The 17,456-nt window shown below is 65.0% G+C and carries 18 protein-coding genes; 10 read left to right on the forward strand and 8 right to left on the reverse strand.

Features of this window, described 5'->3' with window-relative positions:
* On the forward strand, positions 1 to 828 hold an 828-nt coding region (locus BKY26_RS10165), incomplete at its 5' end, for a BaiN/RdsA family NAD(P)/FAD-dependent oxidoreductase (protein WP_071690283.1).
* 213 nt (positions 829 to 1,041) lie between these two features.
* Here the strand turns inward: BKY26_RS10165 and BKY26_RS10170 are convergent.
* The 3 genes from BKY26_RS10170 to BKY26_RS10180 all read right to left on the reverse strand — a co-directional run bounded on the left by BKY26_RS10170 (position 1,042) and on the right by BKY26_RS10180 (position 2,972).
* A complete protein-coding gene (locus tag BKY26_RS10170; RefSeq protein ID WP_071690284.1) occupies positions 1,042 to 1,611 on the reverse strand; it encodes a fasciclin domain-containing protein in 570 nt (189 codons plus the stop codon).
* A gap of 123 nt (positions 1,612 to 1,734) precedes the next feature.
* Positions 1,735 to 2,433: an anti-sigma factor gene (locus tag BKY26_RS10175; protein WP_071690285.1), complete on the reverse strand. Its 699-nt coding sequence runs from the start codon at positions 2,431 to 2,433 to the stop codon at positions 1,735 to 1,737.
* Entirely contained in the window at positions 2,430 to 2,972 is a 543-nt protein-coding gene (locus tag BKY26_RS10180; protein WP_071690286.1) for a sigma-70 family RNA polymerase sigma factor, read from the reverse strand. Before BKY26_RS10180 ends, BKY26_RS10175 begins: the two co-directional genes overlap by 4 nt.
* Positions 2,973 to 3,116: 144 nt before the next feature.
* On the opposite strand from BKY26_RS10180, the gene cobS reads away from it, so the two are divergent.
* Positions 3,117 to 4,088: a cobaltochelatase subunit CobS gene (gene cobS, locus BKY26_RS10185; RefSeq protein WP_071690287.1), complete on the forward strand. Its 972-nt coding sequence runs from the start codon at positions 3,117 to 3,119 to the stop codon at positions 4,086 to 4,088.
* Positions 4,089 to 4,160: 72 nt separating this feature from the next.
* On the opposite strand, the gene BKY26_RS10190 is transcribed toward cobS, so the two are convergent.
* Positions 4,161 to 4,787, reverse strand: a complete 627-nt coding sequence (locus BKY26_RS10190; RefSeq protein ID WP_071690288.1) for a DnaJ domain-containing protein — start codon at positions 4,785 to 4,787, stop codon at positions 4,161 to 4,163.
* A gap of 75 nt (positions 4,788 to 4,862) precedes the next feature.
* Here BKY26_RS10190 and BKY26_RS10195 point away from each other — a divergent pair, with 75 nt between their 5' ends.
* The gene (locus BKY26_RS10195; RefSeq protein WP_071690289.1) at positions 4,863 to 5,120 is read left to right on the forward strand and encodes a BolA family protein; all 258 of its coding nucleotides are present in this window, start codon (positions 4,863 to 4,865) and stop codon (positions 5,118 to 5,120) included.
* 2 nt (positions 5,121 to 5,122) lie between these two features.
* Here BKY26_RS10195 and BKY26_RS10200 read toward each other — a convergent pair whose 3' ends face one another.
* Positions 5,123 to 5,536: a DUF4177 domain-containing protein gene (locus tag BKY26_RS10200; protein ID WP_071690290.1), complete on the reverse strand. Its 414-nt coding sequence runs from the start codon at positions 5,534 to 5,536 to the stop codon at positions 5,123 to 5,125.
* A 232-nt stretch (positions 5,537 to 5,768) separates the two neighbouring features.
* Here BKY26_RS10200 and BKY26_RS10205 point away from each other — a divergent pair, with 232 nt between their 5' ends.
* Positions 5,769 to 6,155, forward strand: a complete 387-nt coding sequence (locus BKY26_RS10205; protein WP_071690291.1) for a DUF4087 domain-containing protein — start codon at positions 5,769 to 5,771, stop codon at positions 6,153 to 6,155.
* Positions 6,156 to 6,207: 52 nt separating this feature from the next.
* Here the strand turns inward: BKY26_RS10205 and gatB are convergent, their stop codons facing one another.
* The gene (gene gatB, locus BKY26_RS10210; RefSeq protein WP_071690292.1) at positions 6,208 to 7,722 is read right to left on the reverse strand and encodes an Asp-tRNA(Asn)/Glu-tRNA(Gln) amidotransferase subunit GatB; all 1,515 of its coding nucleotides are present in this window, start codon (positions 7,720 to 7,722) and stop codon (positions 6,208 to 6,210) included.
* A gap of 338 nt (positions 7,723 to 8,060) precedes the next feature.
* Here gatB and BKY26_RS10215 point away from each other — a divergent pair, with 338 nt between their 5' ends.
* Together BKY26_RS10215 and BKY26_RS10220 are read left to right on the forward strand one after the other, a co-directional pair.
* Positions 8,061 to 8,654: a transglycosylase SLT domain-containing protein gene (locus tag BKY26_RS10215; protein ID WP_071690293.1), complete on the forward strand. Its 594-nt coding sequence runs from the start codon at positions 8,061 to 8,063 to the stop codon at positions 8,652 to 8,654.
* 56 nt (positions 8,655 to 8,710) lie between these two features.
* Complete coding sequence (locus BKY26_RS10220; RefSeq protein WP_227434987.1) at positions 8,711 to 9,373, forward strand: lytic transglycosylase; 663 nt, start codon at positions 8,711 to 8,713, stop codon at positions 9,371 to 9,373.
* Here BKY26_RS10220 and BKY26_RS10225 read toward each other — a convergent pair.
* Positions 9,370 to 9,768, reverse strand: a complete 399-nt coding sequence (locus BKY26_RS10225; RefSeq protein WP_071690294.1) for a hypothetical protein — start codon at positions 9,766 to 9,768, stop codon at positions 9,370 to 9,372. The genes BKY26_RS10220 and BKY26_RS10225 overlap by 4 nt on opposite strands.
* Before the next feature lie 75 nt (positions 9,769 to 9,843).
* The gene (pepN, locus tag BKY26_RS10230) at positions 9,844 to 12,414 is read right to left on the reverse strand and encodes an aminopeptidase N (RefSeq protein WP_071690295.1); all 2,571 of its coding nucleotides are present in this window, start codon (positions 12,412 to 12,414) and stop codon (positions 9,844 to 9,846) included.
* Between the two features lie 134 nt (positions 12,415 to 12,548).
* On the opposite strand from pepN, the gene BKY26_RS10235 reads away from it, so the two are divergent.
* From BKY26_RS10235 to BKY26_RS10250, 4 genes are all read left to right on the forward strand, one after another.
* Positions 12,549 to 12,926, forward strand: coding sequence for a VOC family protein (locus BKY26_RS10235; protein WP_071690296.1), 378 nt, complete (start codon positions 12,549 to 12,551; stop codon positions 12,924 to 12,926).
* Positions 12,927 to 12,930: 4 nt separating this feature from the next.
* Complete coding sequence (locus tag BKY26_RS10240; RefSeq protein ID WP_071690297.1) at positions 12,931 to 13,623, forward strand: helix-turn-helix transcriptional regulator; 693 nt, start codon at positions 12,931 to 12,933, stop codon at positions 13,621 to 13,623.
* A gap of 40 nt (positions 13,624 to 13,663) precedes the next feature.
* Positions 13,664 to 15,148: an FAD-binding domain-containing protein gene (locus tag BKY26_RS10245; protein WP_071690300.1), complete on the forward strand. Its 1,485-nt coding sequence runs from the start codon at positions 13,664 to 13,666 to the stop codon at positions 15,146 to 15,148.
* Between the two features lie 118 nt (positions 15,149 to 15,266).
* Entirely contained in the window at positions 15,267 to 17,363 is a 2,097-nt protein-coding gene (locus BKY26_RS10250) for a malate synthase G (RefSeq protein ID WP_071690298.1), read from the forward strand.
* The last annotated feature ends 93 nt before the right edge of the window (positions 17,364 to 17,456 follow it).

Consider the following 17,456-nt stretch of genomic DNA (forward strand, 5'->3'; position numbering starts at 1 on the left):
ACCGAGATCGGCGAGATCACCCATGATGGCAGCGGCTTCACGGTCGCCCTCACACGGGAAGGCCGCGCGGTGACCGTCACCGCCCAAAACCTGGTGGTGGCGACGGGGGGCAAGTCGATCCCCAAGATGGGGGCGACCGGGATTGGTTACCGCATTGCGCAGCAGTTCGGGCACAGCCTGACCGAGACGCGACCGGGGCTTGTGCCCCTGACCTTCAACGAGGATCAGAAGGCCGCCTTTCGCCCGCTGGCGGGGAGCGCCGTGCCGGTCGTGGCGCGCTGCAATGAGGGCAGTTTCGAAGAGGCGATGCTGTTCACCCACAGGGGCCTCTCCGGCCCGGCGATCCTGCAAATCTCGTCCTATTGGCGGGAAGGGGACAGCCTGTCGCTGCGGCTGTGTCCGGGCACCGATCTCTATGATGCCTTGCGGGCGCGCCGTCAGACCGACGGGGCCAAGGCGCTGACGACGGTTCTGGCGGACCACCTGCCGCGCGCCCTGTGTCAGTTTCTGGCAGAAAGCTGGGGTCTGGCGGGCAATCTGGCGGACCAATCGGACAAGGCGTTGCGGGCGCTGGTGGACCGGCTGGAAAACTGGCACCTGACGCCCACCTCCTCCGAAGGCTACCGCACGGCGGAGGTGACGCTTGGTGGGGTAGAGACCGGCGGGATGTCCTCGAAAACCATGGAATCGCGGCTGCAATCGGGGCTCTTCCTGATTGGCGAAGTGGTGGACGTGACCGGCTGGCTTGGCGGCTACAACTTCCAGTGGGCCTGGTCGTCGGCTGTGGCGGCGGGGCGTGCCATAGCAACACGCCCGACCATTGGCTGAGCCAACGACCGGGCGCTTGCGGGCGACCCCGCTCGGGCAGGCCGCCCGTCCGGGGATGCGATGCCCCAAGAAACAGGGGCTTTTCACGACGCGGTCAGAAGCGGGACCGGCTTTCCTGCCGGGGACAGATCGGACAGGAACCGCGTGTTGCATCCGTCGGTAGAGGCCCGTCCCGGCCATGAATGGGGGCTGGCCGGGACGGGACGTGACCTGTCAGGCGCCGGGCAACAGCACCGTGTCGATCACGTGGATCACACCGTTCGACTGCACCACATCGGCCACGGTCACCGTTGCGGTGCGGTTTTGCTGGTCGGTCAGCGTGATCATGCCGTCCTGCATCCGCGCGGTCAGAACGCAGCCGCCCACGGTCTGCACGTCATGCGCGCCGCTGTCATCGGCGATCATGCCCATGATGGCATCGGACAGGGCATTGGTCGCGACCACGTGGCAGGTCAGGATTTCGCGCAGGCGGCCCATGTTCTGGGGCTCCAGCAGCGCTTCGACCGATCCGGCGGGCAGGGCTGCGAAGGCGTCATTGGTCGGGGCGAAGACGGTGAAGGGGCCGTCGCCTGCCAGCGTATCGACAAGGCCCGCATGCTGCACAGCAGCCACGAGGGTGGTGTGATCGGCGGAATTCACCGCATTCTCTACGATATTCATCGTGGGGAACATCGCCGCGCCGCCGACCATCGGATTGCCGGTGGACGCATGGGATTCGGCGAGTGCAACGCCCGAGGTCAGGCCGAGGGCCATAAGGGCAGCGGTCAGGGTCTTGGGGGTCATGTGGTGGTCTCCTCTGATGTTGGCACGTCCATTCCGGGACGCTCATCAGAAACCACGAGGCAGCGGGGCGGTAAGTTTCACAGCGCGGATAAAAAAGTTGAAAGAGGGTTCAAGGCCCTGAAATCAAGCCTGAATTTCCTCGATCACGCCAATGGCCAGGACGTCCCCCGTGGGCGCGCCGGTTGGCGATCCGCCGGGCGGTTCATCCGATACGGCCAGTACACCCCCGGCAAACAGAGCGCGCAGGGGTTCCGGCACCGCGACTTGCGTTTCAGCCTCTGCCGACAGCAGGCCAAGCGAGACCGGGGCCGCGTCGCCCGCGATCAGCCAAAGCTCCTGCGCGCGGCCTTCGGCCACGGAACCGGATTGGCGGCTGACGCGAAGCTGCCCGCTGTCGAGATCGAGCGCCGCAGCCAATTGCAAGCTGCCGTCCTCGGCGGCGATGATCGCAGTGTAGTCCGGCTCGTCACGGCTGCCCGGGCCGCCGGAATAGACCAGCACCGCCAGCGCAACCAATCCCGCCATGGCCAAGGCCGCGGCCCCGCGCCAAAGCCCCGACCAATACCAGCGCGAGCGGGCGTCATCGCGGAAGAGATGGGCCACCAGACGCGCCTCGACCGATGTGGGCGGTGTCACCGGTGCGACCTCCTGCTCGGCCATGGTTGCGAAACGCCGTTCCCACGCAAGGACTTCGGCGCGCAACGCGGGCTCTGACGCCAGCCGCGCCCGCATCTCGCGCGCTTCCGCATCCGGCAGCAGGCCAAGGACGTATTCCGCCGCCTTGCCGCTGTCGTCAGGGGATATGGTTGGCCGGTCGCTCATCGGCTGAGACAATCCTTCAGGGTTAGCAGGCTGCGGCGCAGCCAGGTTCGCATGGTGTTCAGCGGCACGTCAAAGCGCGCCGCCAGATCGGCATAGGTTTCGCCCTCCAGATAGGCGCCCCGCACCGCCGCCGCGCGGGATTGGTCCAGTTCGCCGAGACAATCGGCGATGCGCCGCGCCTCTCCGGCCGCGATGGCCTGCGCCTCGGGCCCCGGGGCGGGATCGGCCACCACCAGATCGGGCTCTGCCGTATCCCCGCCGCCTTTCCGGGCACGCAGCCGGTCGATGGCATGGTTGCGCGCAATGGTTATCAGCCAGGTCATCGGGCTGTGACCCGTAACCTTGTAGCGGTCAGCGCGGTTCCAGATCTTGATGAACACCTCTTGCAAGGCATCCTCGGCCTCGGCCCGGTCGTTCAAGACACGCAGGCAGATGCCAAAGAGTTTCGCGGAGGTCGCGGAAAAAAGCGCGCGGAAGGCCGCCCTGTCCCTGAGGACAATGCGGGCCAGCAGGTCTTCCAGATCGGTCTGTGCGCTCATTCGATGGCAGCTAGCGCGTTTCCTCGAAGCAGCAATGAAAAAAACGCGCCGCCGCGGCACGGGGTCTGGGGCCTTGCAGCCCCCCGAAATATCGTGCAACACCAAGCGGCGGAGCCGAAGATACAGCGAGAAGGCACAAGAGCGATGGACAAGATTGTCAAACCCACCGAAGAAATCTCTGTCCGCGATGTGTTCGGCATCGACAGTGACATGAAGGTCAAGGGATTCGAGGAACGCGGTGACCGCGTGCCGGAAATCGACCCCACCTACAAGTTTGACCCCGACACCACGCTGGCGATTCTCGCAGGTTTCAGCCATAACCGCCGCGTGATGATCCAGGGCTATCACGGCACCGGGAAATCGACCCATATCGAACAGGTCGCCGCCCGCCTGAACTGGCCCGCCGTGCGCGTCAATCTCGACAGCCATATCAGCCGGATCGACCTGATCGGCAAGGACGCGATCAAATTGCGCGACGGCAAACAGGTGACGGAATTCCACGAAGGCATCCTGCCCTGGGCGCTGCGCAATCCCGTGGCCATCGTCTTCGACGAATATGACGCGGGCCGCGCCGATGTGATGTTCGTGATCCAGCGGGTTCTGGAACATGACGGCAAGCTGACGCTGCTGGACCAGAACGAGATCATAACGCCGAACCCCTATTTCCGCCTGTTCGCCACCGCGAACACCGTGGGTCTGGGTGATACGACCGGGCTCTATCACGGCACGCAGCAGATCAACCAGGCGCAGATGGACCGCTGGAGCCTCGTGGCGACGCTGAACTACCTGAGCCATGACGCGGAAACGCAGATCGTCCTGTCGAAAAGCCCCCATTACAACACCGCCGCCGGGCGTCAGACCATCAGCCAGATGGTGACGGTCGCGGACCTGACCCGCACGGCCTTCATGAATGGCGAGCTGTCCACGGTTATGAGCCCGCGGACCGTGATCAACTGGGCGCAGAACGCGGAAATCTTCCGCTCGGTCGGCTACGCCTTCCGCCTAAGCTTCCTCAACAAATGCGATGAGCTGGAGCGTCAGACCGTGGCCGAGTTCTACCAGCGCTGCTTTGACGAGGAACTGCCGGAAAGCGCGGCCAGCATGAGCCTCGGCTGACAAGCCCCTGACATGACATGAAAAAGGCGGCCCCGGTGGCCGCCCTTTTTGTTTCTGATGGTGGCGTGCCGCCTACTTGAAGTTGCGGCTTTCCTTGATCTGGTCCCAGGCCCAGACCACCTCTTGCAGCTGTTCTTCCTGGCTGCGGTCGCCGCCGTTCATATCGGGGTGCAGCACCTTGATCAGCGCCTTGTAGGACTTGCGCACTTCCGCCTTGGTCCAGTGATCCTTGGCCTCCAGGATCTCGATGGCGCGGCGTTCGGTGGGGGGCAGACGGCGGCTGCCGGTAATGGATTTGCCGGGATTGCGGGTGGCGTTGCCGCCCAGAACCTGGTGCGGATCATCGACGCCAAGCCGCGACCAGGCGCGTTCTTCCACCGATTTCTTGAAGCTTTTCGTGGGCCGATCCCAGACCCGGTCGCGTTCCATCTGGGCTTCCATTTCGGCCTCGGTCGTGCCTTCGAAGAAGTTCCATTTCAGGTTATATTCGCGCACGTGATCCTTGCAGAACCACAGGTAATCATCCAGCACGTCGGGCGATTTTGGCGCGCGGTATTGGCCCGGTTCTTCGCAGCCGTCATGCTGGCAGACGCGCTGAGATGTCTCGAACGCACCGGACATGCCACGCCGTCCGCCCCTGCGTTTCTTCTTGTCGGTGGAGACGCGCAGATCGAAATTGAATGGATCTTTGTCGGCCATTGGACACACCTTCTCGACTCGGAACAGGCAGTCTAAGGTTTTTCGCAGGGGATTGAAGGGGGAGAGACCAGAAAAATGACGCGATCGGAGAAAATCCGCGACCGGCTGGAACGTGCCTTTGCGCCGCGCCATCTGGAGGTGATCGACGAGAGCGAAAGCCATCGGGGGCATGCGGGGTATCAGGACGGCGGCGAGAGCCATTTTCGTGTGGTGATCGGTGCGGATGCGCTACAGCCGCTGTCCCGGATTGCCCGCCATCGCGCAATTCACGACGCGCTTGGCAAGGATTTGCTGAATGAAATCCATGCCTTGGCCTTGGTGGTTCGGGTCTGACCCTATTCGGCCGCCGCCTCGCGCCTTTGGTCTTCCGGGCCCGCTGCATCTGTCTCTGTTGGCTGCTCTGGGGGCGTTTCTGGCGGATCGTCCCACAAGACTTCCTCGTCATCGGGGGCGGCAAGGGCCAGCGGTTCCTCGGTCTCTTCCGGGGCCGGGGAAGCGGGATCTTCCATGGCCTCTTCCAGCACCCTGCGGAAGACCAGCATGTTGTGGTAAACGGTCTGTTTTGAGGCGAGGCCGGAGCGTTCTTCGGTGGGCAGAATATCGGCGCGGACATAGTCCCAGCCCTCGGCGCCAAGCTCGTTCATCACCGTCGACAGCGCCAGCGCGAAGCGGTCTTCGGCGCGCTTCACGCCCTTGGCCTTGAGGCCCCGATTGGGGGCCGGAACCACCTTGTATTCAAATCTGGTCATGTTGGACCCTGACCCCTGAAAGCACATCGGACAAAAGATTAACGGCTCTGATCCGCCTGTCAAAGGGGGCGAAACGAGCCTGCCGCCCCCCGTACACCGGGCGTACACCCCCTGTACACCCCCCGTGCATACAAACGGGCGCACAAGGTGTAGGGAGAAATTGGTTAAGGGTGCAGATCAGCAGAGGACGAGCCCGGTTGATCGCGACCCTCCGTGTGGGCATTCTGGCCCCATGAAACAGTATGCCCTTGCCTTGGCCCTTGCCCTCATCGCCCTGCCCGCCGGTGCCGAAACGCGCTGCGGCTGGTTCACCAACCCCACCCCGGCCAATGTCTTCCTCGACGATGCCCATGGCGGCTGGACGCTGTCGGCGCAGGGGCGCGGCGGGGTTCCGGGGTTCGATGAGGCCTGGGCGTCCGAGGGCAGCCCGCAGGAATGGGTGCAGATGCACCCGGCGGGCTATGGTTATGGCTGCGCCTGCGTGGAGGGGGATTTCGGACCCGTGGGCAGCCAGGAGGTGCTGGAGGTGCGGCGCTACTGGCACCGGCCGCTGGCGGCCTGCAATGGTGATCCGGCACTGGAGGAGCGGGACCTGGTGCCGATGTGGGAAGGGGAGTAGGGCGCGGAAGGTGGGCAAACTGCCCACCCTACGCAGGATGTGACTGTCGACCTTATTCGGCCAGCTTCTTAGCCACCAGTTCGTTCACCGCCTTTGGGTTGGCCTTTCCGCCGGTGGCCTTCATGACCTGACCGACGAACCAGCCCGCAAGCTTGGGGTTTTCCTTGGCCTTGGCGACCTGGGCGGGGTTGGCGGCGATGATCTCGTCCACCGCGGCCTCGATGGCGCCGGTGTCGGTGACCTGCTTCATGCCACGCTCTTCAACGATCTGTTCAGGATCGCCGCCTTCGGTGAAGACAATCTCAAACAGATCCTTGGCGATCTTGCCGGAGATGGCGTCGGATTTGATCAGCCGGATGATACCCGCGAGCTGCGCGGGGCTGACGGGCGAGGCGCCAATGGCGAGGTCGTCTTTCTTGAGCCGCCCGAAGAGCTCGTTGATGACCCAGTTGGCGGCGAGCTTGCCATCCCCTGCCTCACCGGCAACGGCCTCGAAATAGGCGGCATCGGCGGTTTCGGCGGTCAGCACCGAGGCGTCGTAGTCCGACAGGCCGAAATCGGCGATGAAGCGGGCCTTCTTGGCGTCGGGCAGTTCGGGCAGGTGGGCCGCGATGTCATCGACCCAGGCCTGCTCGATTTCCAGCGGCAGGAGGTCGGGATCGGGGAAGTAGCGGTAATCATGCGCCTCTTCCTTCGACCGCATCGAGCGGGTTTCGTTCTTGTCGGGGTCGTAGAGCCGGGTTTCCTGCTCGACGGTGCCGCCCGCTTCCACGATCTTGATCTGGCGGCGCGCCTCATACTCGATGGCGGCCTGGATGAAGCGCATGGAGTTCATGTTCTTGATCTCGCAGCGCGTGCCGAGATGCGAGAAATCGCCGGTCTCGCGGTATTTCTCATAGGCGCCCGGCGTGCAGATCGAGACGTTCACATCGGCGCGCAGGTTGCCGTTTTGCATGTTGCCGTCGCAGGTGCCCAGGTAACGCAGGATCTGGCGCAGCTTGGTGACATAGGCGGCGGCCTCTTCCGGGCCGCGGATGTCGGGGCGGCTGACGATTTCCATCAGCGCGACGCCGGTACGGTTGAGATCGACGAAGGACATATGGGGGTCCATGTCATGGATGGATTTGCCGGCGTCCTGTTCCAGATGGATGCGCTCGATGCGCACCAGCCGCGCGGTGCCGTCGCCCATTTCGACCAGCACTTCGCCCTCGCCCACGATCGGGTGGTAGAGCTGCGAAATCTGGTAGCCCTGAGGCAGGTCGGGATAGAAGTAGTTTTTGCGGTCGAAGGCGGATTTGAGATGGATCTCGGCCTTGAGACCGAGCCCGGTGCGCACCGCCTGCGCCACGCAATATTCATTGATCACCGGCAGCATGCCGGGCATGCCCGCATCCACGAAGGCGACGTTGGAATTGGGTTCGGCCCCGAAGCTGGTGGAGGCACCGGAGAAGAGCTTGGCATTCGAGGAGACCTGGGCGTGCACCTCCATCCCGATGACAAGTTCCCAGTCCTGTTTCGCGCCGGCGATGGTCTTGGGTTTCGGGGTTTCATAGGTCAGGTCGAGCATGGGGCGGTCTCCGTTTCAACGCATTGGGTTCTAGGGCAGGGGGAAGAGGGGAGCAAGGCCGTTTCGCCGCCTGCCGGCGTCGACCCGCGAGCGGCCCTCCTCAACCCCCCGCTGACGCGGGAGGCCTCGTCGGGCCGCGTTGCCACGGGAGATTGGGGAGGGTGGTGATCTGGTCCCGGCGGTGGCTTGGGCGGAGGGGGCGGGACGCCTCCGGCGGAGGTATTTGGGCCAAGATGAAAGGCAGGATCGGCGGGGCTTTGCCGGATTCGAGCGGGGATGGTTCGGGGGCTTTGCTTTGGTGCTGGGGGAGCGCAGAGACGGGCGGTCTGAAACTTTGGATGAGTCTGGCCATGCGGCTGTCTTTCTGTACGCTCGGGTTTGGTGCCCTTGTTCTTCTGTCGGCTTGTGCCATGTCCGGCCCGGAGCCTGACCTCTTGCCCGTTACGCGCTGGGATCATCGGCCCGAGGCGGAGATCTGGACGCGCGCTTCGCTTGACATGCTGGAGGGGGACGCGGCGGCGCTGACCGCGGTTACACCGTCGGATGTGGAGGGCTGGTGCCCGGGCTACGCAGAGGCGGGCGAGGCAGATCGCGCGGCCTTCTGGGTGGGGTTCGTCTCAGCCTTGGCGCGCTATGAGAGCACCTGGGAGCCGGGGGCCGTGGGTGGCGGCGGGCGCTGGTTCGGGCTGATGCAGATCTCTCCCGCCACGGCGCGCTATCGGGGCTGCGAGGCGGGCAGCGGGGCAGCGCTGACGGATGGTGCGGCGAACCTGCGCTGTGCGCTTCGCATCATGGCCGTGACGGTGCCGCGTGACGGGGTGGTGAGCCAGGGAACGCGCGGTGTGGCCGCCGATTGGGGGCCGATGCGGCAGGATCATGTGCGGGCCGAGATGCGCGACTGGCTGCATCGGCAGAGCTATTGCCAGGGCTAGGCGCTTGTCTGCCGGGGGGCGGGCCGGGGCGCATGGAAGCGGGAAGGAGGCGTTGAATGCGTGGCCTGATAGTCTGCCTGGTGCTGATTCTGTCCGGCCCCGCTTGGTCTGAGGATCTGGCCCCGCTGGAGAGCCCCGCGCCGCTGCCGCGTCCCGGCTTTGCCCCGGAAACGAGCCCGGCACCTCTGCCGCGCCCGGCGCTGGCGTTGCCGCCCTTGCATTGGGACGAGATGCGTCCCGGCATGGAGGGGCCTGCGCGGCCTGCCTGGGGCCCGACGCTGTTTCGGGCGGTGCTGGCGCAGGAAGGGCTGCTCGACGTGGTGCCCGAGGATATCGCAGCCTGGTGCCCGGCCTATGCGGATGCGGGGCCGGATCAGCGGGCGGCGTTCTGGGCGGGGCTGGTTTCGGCGCTGAGCTGGTACGAGAGCACGCACCGGCCCGACGCGGTTGGAGGTGGCGGGCGCTGGTTTGGGCTGGTGCAGATCGCGCCGGCCACGGCGCGCTATCGGGGCTGTGCCGTGGGCACCGGGGAAGCGCTGATGAACGGGGCTGCGAACCTGCGCTGCGCGGTGCGGATCATGGCGCAGAACGTGGAGCGTGATGGCGTCGTGTCGCGGGGCATGCGGGGCGTGGCGGCGGAATGGGGGCCGTTTCACAGCAGCCAGCGGCGCGAAGGGATGCGGGCCTGGGTGTCGGAACAGGAGTATTGCAGCGGTTAGAGCGCGCGCACCGGGATGCCGCGATCCGTGGTTTCGCGGATCAGCGCAAGGGTGTTGCGCAGGGCCTGTTGGGGCAGCGCAATCTCTGCCCCCGAGCGCAGCACGATGACGGCGCGATCATCGGAAAGGCGCAGGTGATCGACGCGCGACAGCGGCAGGTTCTGGCGGGAAAAGCCGTTGAAGATCGAGAGGTTCCTCGCGCTGTAGCCGATGCCATAGGAGGGGCGCAGCGCGATCTGCAACACGCAAATCAGGATGCAGGGGGCCAGCAGGGCCCAGACCCAGAGCGGCGCGCCCCGTTGCGCGGCCGTGGCCAGCATCACCAGCCCCGAAACCAGCCCCATCCAGGCCAGCCCGGAGCGTTGATGTACCAGAAATGTATATCCGTTGCTCATGACACAAACATGACCCCGCATTCGGCCCTTTTCATGGCAAAGCCGGGGAAAGCGCGTGAAAACTCGGTCAGCCGGTCAGCCGGTCAGCATCCGCCCTGTCATTTCAGCCAGGTCGCGGCTGAGCCCGTCTGTTGCGGCGATACGGTCGAGCTGCTCGCGGATCAGCGCCTGCCGGTCGGCATCGTAGCGGCGCCAGGTCTCAAAAGCCGTGGACATGCGCGCGGCGGTCTGGGGGTTGGCCTTGTCGAGACGGAGCAGCCAGTCGGTCAGGAAGGCATAGCCCGCGCCCGTGGGGTCGTGGAATCCTGCCGAGTTGACGGCGGTCAGTCCACCGATGACGGAGCGGAATCGGTTGGGGTTTTTCCAATCGAAATCAGGATGTTCCGTCAGGATCTTCGCGCGGGTTACGGCCTCTTCGGGGGCGGCATGGGCAACCTGCATCATGAACCATTTGTCCATGACCAGCCGGTCGCCATGCCATTGTTCGTGGAAGCGCGCGGCGATATCGGTGTCTCCGGCTTCCAGCAGGCAGGCGAAACCGGCGAGCTGGTCGGTCATGTTGGTGGCAGTGTCATATTGCGCGCGGGCCCTGACAGGGCCCTCCAGCGGGGTCAAAAGCCGAAGGGCGGTGTTACGCAGGGCGCGGCGGCCTGCGGGGGCTGCGTCGCTGCTGTAAGGTCCGTCCGTAACCATCTGGTCATGAAGGATTTCCAGCGTTTCACGGGCTATGTCTGCGATAGCGTTGGCCAGCGCCTTGCGGGTGGTGTGGATCTGCGTCGGGTCAGGCACGAGGCCCGCATCGACGCAGCCTTGAGCGATGTCATCTTCCGACGGGAGCGCCAGCGCGAGGGCGCGGAAGGCCGGGTCGAGCCTGTCGTCGCCCGCAACGGTGGCGAGCGCCTGCAAATAGGCGGTGGCGGGGGGCGTGCCGTCGCGGATCATGGCCAGCAGCGTTTCGCGGCTGAGCGAGCGGCCTGCCTCCCATTTGGTGAACGGGTCGGTGTCATGGGCGAGCAGCAGGGCGCGGTCTTCAAAACTGGGGCTGTGATCGAGGATCACGGGGGCGGAGAAGCCGCGCAGGAGCGAGGGCACCGGGCGCGACGGCAGATTGTGGAACTGGAAGGCCTGGCGCGGTTCGGTCACTTCCAGAACGCGGGTGGGTTCCAGTTCGGTCCCGTCCTCAGCGATCAGGCCCATGGCCACGGGGATCACCAGCGGGAGCTTATCGGGCTGGCCGGGGGTTGGCTTGGTTTCCTGCGTGAATTCAATCCGGTATGTGCCATCCTTGAAGTCATCCTTGACGCTCAGCCGGGGCGTGCCAGCCTGCGAATACCAGCGCTTGAACTGACCAAGGTCGCGGCCCGTGGCATCCTCGAACACCTGTAGCCAATCCTCGATCGTGGCGGCCTCTCCGTCGTGGCGGGTGAAGTAGAGGTCGAGCGCCTTGTAATAGGCCTCATCCCCCACCAACCGCTTCAGCATGCCGATCACCTCGGCGCCTTTTTCGTAGACGGTCGCGGTATAGAAATTGTTGATCTCGACGAAGCTTTCAGGCCGCACCGGGTGCGCCAGCGGCCCGGCATCCTCGCGGAACTGGCGGGCGCGCAGGGACAGCACATCGTCGATGCGCTTGACCGCGTGGCCGCGCATGTCGCCGGAAAACTGCTGGTCGCGGAAGACGGTCAGCCCTTCCTTTAGGCAGAGCTGGAACCAGTCGCGGCAGGTGATGCGGTTGCCGGTCCAGTTGTGGAAATACTCATGCGCGATGATGCCCTCGATGAACTCGTAATCTCGGTCGGTGGCGGTTTCGGGGCTGGCGAGCACGTATTTGGAGTTGAAGATATTGAGCCCCTTGTTCTCCATCGCGCCCATGTTGAAATCATCGACGGCGACGATGTTGAACACGTCGAGATCGTATTCGCGCCCGTAGACCTGTTCGTCCCAGGTCATCGATCGTTTCAGCGCGCCCATGGCGTAGTGCGATTTGTCCTCATCCCCGCGCCGAACCCAGATGTTGAGCGCCACCGGGCGGCCCGACATGGTCATGAAATGATCGGAATAGGCCACCAGATCGCCCGCGACGAGGGCGAAGAGATAGGCGGGCTTGGGCCAGGGGTCGTGCCATTCCGCAACCGGCCCGTGCCGGTCCACCGGATTGCCGTTCGACAGAAGCACCGGCATCGGCGAATGGATGCGCACGGTGAAGGGGGCCATCACGTCGGGCCGGTCGGGGTAATAGGTGATCTTGCGGAAGCCCTCGGCCTCGCACTGGGTGCAGTACATGCCGCCCGACATGTAGAGCCCCTCCAGCGCGGTGTTGTCGGCGGGGGCGATTTCCACCTCCGCCTCCCACAGGAAGCCATCTTCCGGCAGGCGGTCGGCGGGCACGGTCAGCGCCGTTTCGGTCAACTGGTACTCGTTTTCCGACAGCGCCTCACCGTCGATCGCGGCGGAGATCAGCGTCAGCTTTTCGCCATCCAGATGCAGGTCACCGCGCGGCACGGCGGGGTTGCGCAGGAAATGCACGCGAGAACGGACGCGGGTCGCCTTGGGGTCGAGGGTGAAATCGAGCTCCACCAGCTCGATCAGCCAGTTGGGCGGGGTGTAATCGGCAAGGTGAATCACCTGTGGGGCAGCGTCGCGCATCTGGGGCCTCCTGTAAGCTGCGTGCAGGGTTTCGCATGCGGCGGACGGGTGCAAGGGGGATGCTGACAGAATGCTGTCAGCAGGGCTGTGACAGACAGGGTGCATTCGCTACTCTCACCCGAAAGGACAGACCCATGAGCTTTACCCCCACCCATCCAACCGTCTGGATCGAGCTGCCGGTCAGCGACCTGACCGCCGCGATGGCGTTTTACAGCAAGGCCACGGGCCTGACGCTGGAGCGCATGCAGATGGGGCCGAATGAAACGGCGCTGTTCAAGGCCTCGGATTTCATGTCCGGCGTGGCGGGCCACCTTTATGAAGGCAAACCCGCTGGCGATGGCACTGGCCCGACCGTGCATCTGGCCGCGGAAGGCACGCTGGAAGAGGCGATGGACCGGGTGACCGCCGCCGGCGGCAAGGTGATTTCGCCTGCCATCGAAATCCCGGCGGGGCGTTTCTTCTATGCCACCGACCCCGATGGCAATTCCATCGGCCTCTTCGAGGCATCGTAACCCGATGCGCCGCGCCGACCGCCTGTTCCAGATCGTGCAATACCTGCGGGGCGGGCGGTTGGTGACGGCGCAGCAACTCGCCGAACGGCTGGAGGTCTCGACCCGGACGATCTACCGGGACATTGCCGACCTTCAGTCGACCGGCGTGCCGATAGATGGTGAGGCCGGGGTGGGCTACGTGATGGAAGCGGGCTATGACCTGCCGCCGCTGATGTTCACCCATGACGAGGTGACGGCGCTGGTGGCGGGCGCGCGGCTGATCCGGGCGTTTGGCGGGGCCGGGATGGCCCGCGCGGCAGAGGAGGCGCTGGTCAAGATCGGCGCGGTGCTGCCAGAGGAGGCGCGCGCAAAGGCGGCCAAGGTGCAGGTTCATGCCATCGGCTGGCGCATATCGGAGGATTTGCGGGCGCTGATCGACCGGCTGGAAGACGCGGTTGACCGGTCCGTCCGCCTGTCCTTTTCCTATCGTGACAAGGACGGCACCGCCACGCGCCGCACGGTGCGCCCGCTTGGGCTGTGGTTCTGGGGGGCCAGCTGGACACTGGTCGGCTGGTGCCAATTACGCGACGATTTCCGCATGTTCAGGCTCGACCGGATGGACGATATCGAGGACGGCCCTAGCTTCAGGCCAGAGCGCGGCAAGCGGTTGCAGGATTTCTATCGCAAGATGGATGCCTGGGGGGAAAAGCACCTCTGACCCCTTCCGCATATGTTCACTTTATGTTCTGAATTGCGGCATGGGCACGATTCTCTGGTTCAAGCGGGATTTGCGGGTGCAGGATAACCCGGCACTGGCGGCGGCGGTCGGCAGGGGGATGGTGCTGCCGCTTTATATCGTGGAACCGGACTATTGGGCGCTGCCTGACAGCTCTGCCCGGCAATGGCGTTTCGTGGCCGAAAGCCTTGAGGGCCTGCGGGCGGATCTGGCGCGATTAGGAGCGCCCTTGCTGGTGCGGATGGGCGATGCGGTAGAGGTTCTGGACGGCCTGCGCGCGGCCCATGGCGTGATGCGGCTGGTCAGTCACGAGGAGACCGGCAATCTGTGGACCTTTGCCCGTGACCGACGCGTGGCGGATTGGGCGCGGGCGCAGGGGGTGGTCTGGCAGGAGATGCCGCAGCCGGGCATCACGCGCGGGCTGAGCCATCGGCGGGGCTGGCAGGGACGGCGGGACAAGTCGATGCGCGGGGCGCTGGTCGCGGTGCCGGAGGGGCTGATGCCGCATGGGCTTGATCCCGGGGCCATTCCCGACGCGGCGGATCTGCGGTTGCGGTTCGACCCCTGTCCGGGGCGGCAGAAGGGCGGGCGCGTGCGCGGGCTCGACCTGATGGACAGCTTCTTGGATCGCCGCGCGGCCGGTTACCTGCGGGGCATGTCTTCGCCCGTGACTGCGCCCGAGGCCTGTTCGCGCCTGTCACCGCATTTGGCCTTCGGCACTTTGTCCCCGCGTGAGGTGGTGCACGCGCTGGAGGCAAAGCGGCGGCAGGTCGATGCGCCGAAACGGGCGCTGAAGGGCTTTTCATCCCGCATGGCGTGGCGGGATCATTTCATGCAGAAGCTGGAAAGCCAGCCCGATATCGAGACCCATTGCCTGCATCCCTTTTATGAACACCTGCGCCCTCGCACCCCCGATGCAGAGCGGCTGGAGGCCTGGCAATCCGGCGAAACGGGGCTGCCCTTCGTTGATGCCTGCATGCGCCAGCTGATCCATACCGGCTGGATCAATTTCCGCATGCGCGCGATGCTGATGGCGGTGGCGAGCTATCACCTGTGGCTCGACTGGCGGGATACGGGGATGCATCTGGCGCGGCTTTTCACCGATTACGAGCCGGGCATTCACTGGCCGCAGGCGCAGATGCAATCGGGCACGACCGGTATGAACACGCCGCGCATCTACAACCCGGTGAAACAGGGGCTGGATCAGGACCCGGACGGGCGGTTCGTGCGCCATTGGGTGCCGGAGCTGCGGCCCGTTCCCGATGCCTATCTGCATGCGCCTTGGGACTGGGGCGGGGCCGGGCGCTTCCTGGGGCGGGCCTATCCGGCGCCGGTGGTCGATCCGGTCAAGGCGGCGCGGGTGGCGCGGGCGCAGATCTGGGCCGTGCGCGGAGAGCCGGGATTCCGCGACACGCGCGATACGCTGCTGGCCCGCCACGCCACGCCGCGTCCGCTCAGGCCAAAACGGCATATGAGCGAGGCTCGGCAACTGTCTTTGCCAATTTGAAAGTGTTTTTGGTTCGGAATTCTGACCGCGCTTGTTGCCTATAGGAAACTTTCGCACTAGGTCAGGGGCAACGGCATGCAACCGCATACGCAGCGATTTGATCAAGAGGGGCAGGGCCATGACTGCGCGCAGCGACAAACACGGACTTCAGGTGGATGAGCGCCTTGTCGACTTCATCGAAACCCGCGCATTGCCCGGAACGGGTATCTCGGCAGAGGAGTTCTGGGCCGGGCTGAGCGGTCTCGTGCACGATTTGGGGCCGAAGAACCGGGCCCTTTTGCAGAAGCGCGAGGAGATTCAAGCGCAGGTCGATGCCTGGCACGTGGAGCGGCGCGGCCAGCCCCATGATGCGGCGGCCTATGCCGCCTTTCTGAAAGAGATCGGCTATCTGGTGCCCGAAGGCCCGGATTTTAAGCTGGAGACCGGCCCGACCGATCCCGAAATCGCGCATGTGCCCGGCCCGCAACTGGTGGTGCCGATCATGAACGCGCGCTTTGCGCTCAATGCGGCGAATGCCCGGTGGGGCAGCCTCTATGATGCGCTTTACGGCACCGATGCCTTGGGCGATCTGCCTGCTGGCAAGGGCTATGACCCCGCGCGCGGCGCGCGGGTGATTGCCTGGGCCAAGGCGTTTCTGGATGAGGCCGTGCCGGTCGAGGGGGGCTGGTCCTCCGTGACCGACATGGGCGCGTTGACGGCCCATCCGCAATACGTCGGAAGCTCCGAAGGTGGATCAGAATACCTGTTCACGAACAATGGTCTGCACATCATCGTTAAAGTGGATGCCAGCAGCCCGATCGGCGCATCCGACCCGGCCGGGATCGCCGACGTGATCCTTGAATCCGCCATGTCCACCATCATGGATTGCGAGGATTCCGTCGCCGCCGTCGATGCCGAGGACAAGGTGCTGGCCTATTCCAACTGGCTCGGCCTGATGAAGGGCGACCTGACCGAGGAGGTCAGCAAGGGGGCCAAGACTTTCACCCGCGCGCTGAACCCCGACCGCCAGTTCGTGACGTCCTCGGGCGAGGCGCTGACCCTCAAGGGCCGCTCGCTGATGCTGGTCCGCAATGTGGGCCACCTGATGACCAACCCCGCGATTCTCGACCGCGACGGGCTGGAAATCGGTGAGGGGCTGATGGATGCAATGGTGACCACGCTTATTGCCATGCACGACCTTGGCAAAGCGGGCGGCAATTCCGTCACCGGCTCGGTCTACGTGGTGAAGCCCAAGATGCACGGGCCGGAAGAGGTGGCGTTCGCGGACGAGATCTTCACCCGTGTCGAGGCCGCTTTGGGCCTGCCGCAATACACCGTGAAGCTGGGTATCATGGACGAGGAGCGGCGCACCTCGGTCAACCTCAGGGAATGCATCCGGGCCGCGAAACATCGGGTCGCCTTCATCAACACCGGCTTCCTCGACCGCACCGGCGACGAGATCCACACCAGCATGGAAGCGGGGCCGATGCTGCCCAAGGGCGAGATGAAATCGACCCCCTGGATCGCGTCCTACGAGGATCGCAATGTCGATATCGGGCTCGCGTGCGGGCTGCAGGGAAAGGCGCAGATCGGCAAGGGCATGTGGGCGATGCCCGACAGGATGCACGCAATGCTGGAGGCCAAGATTGGCCATCCGATGTCCGGCGCGAACTGTGCCTGGGTGCCGTCACCTACTGCCGCCACGCTGCACGCCACCCATTACCACAAGGTCGATGTGCTGGCGCGTCAGGAGGAGATCAAGGCCGGTGGCGCGCGGGGCACGCTGGCGGATCTGCTGACCATCCCGGTGATGGAGGGGCGCAACCTCTCTGACGACGAGGTCGGCCAGGAGATTGAGAACAACGCGCAAGGGATCCTCGGCTATGTGGTCCGGTGGGTCGATCAGGGTGTCGGCTGTTCCAAGGTGCCCGACATCCATGACGTGGGCCTGATGGAAGACCGCGCGACATGCCGGATTTCCAGCCAGGCGCTGGCCAACTGGCTGCATCATGGGATTGTAAGCGAGGCGCGCGTGATGGAGGCGATGAAGAAGATGGCCGAGGTCGTGGACCGCCAGAACGCGGGCGATCCGGCCTATCGGCCGATGGCGCCGGGGTTCGACGGGATTGCCTTCAAGGCGGCTTGCGACCTGGTGTTCGAGGGCCGGGCGCAGCCTTCGGGCTATACGGAGCCGGTTCTGCACCGTCGGCGGTTGGAGCTGAAGGCTGCGGGCTGATCAATCCCCGCCGTCTGGGTCCGAGTCGTCAGAGGACAGGGAGAAAAGCGACAGGCCGCCGGACAGGGTGAAAAGCCCCGGCTTGCGGCGGCG

It is taken from the genome of Nioella sediminis (assembly GCF_001879695.1).
In the GTDB taxonomy this organism is placed as follows: Bacteria; Pseudomonadota; Alphaproteobacteria; order Rhodobacterales; family Rhodobacteraceae; genus Nioella; species Nioella sediminis.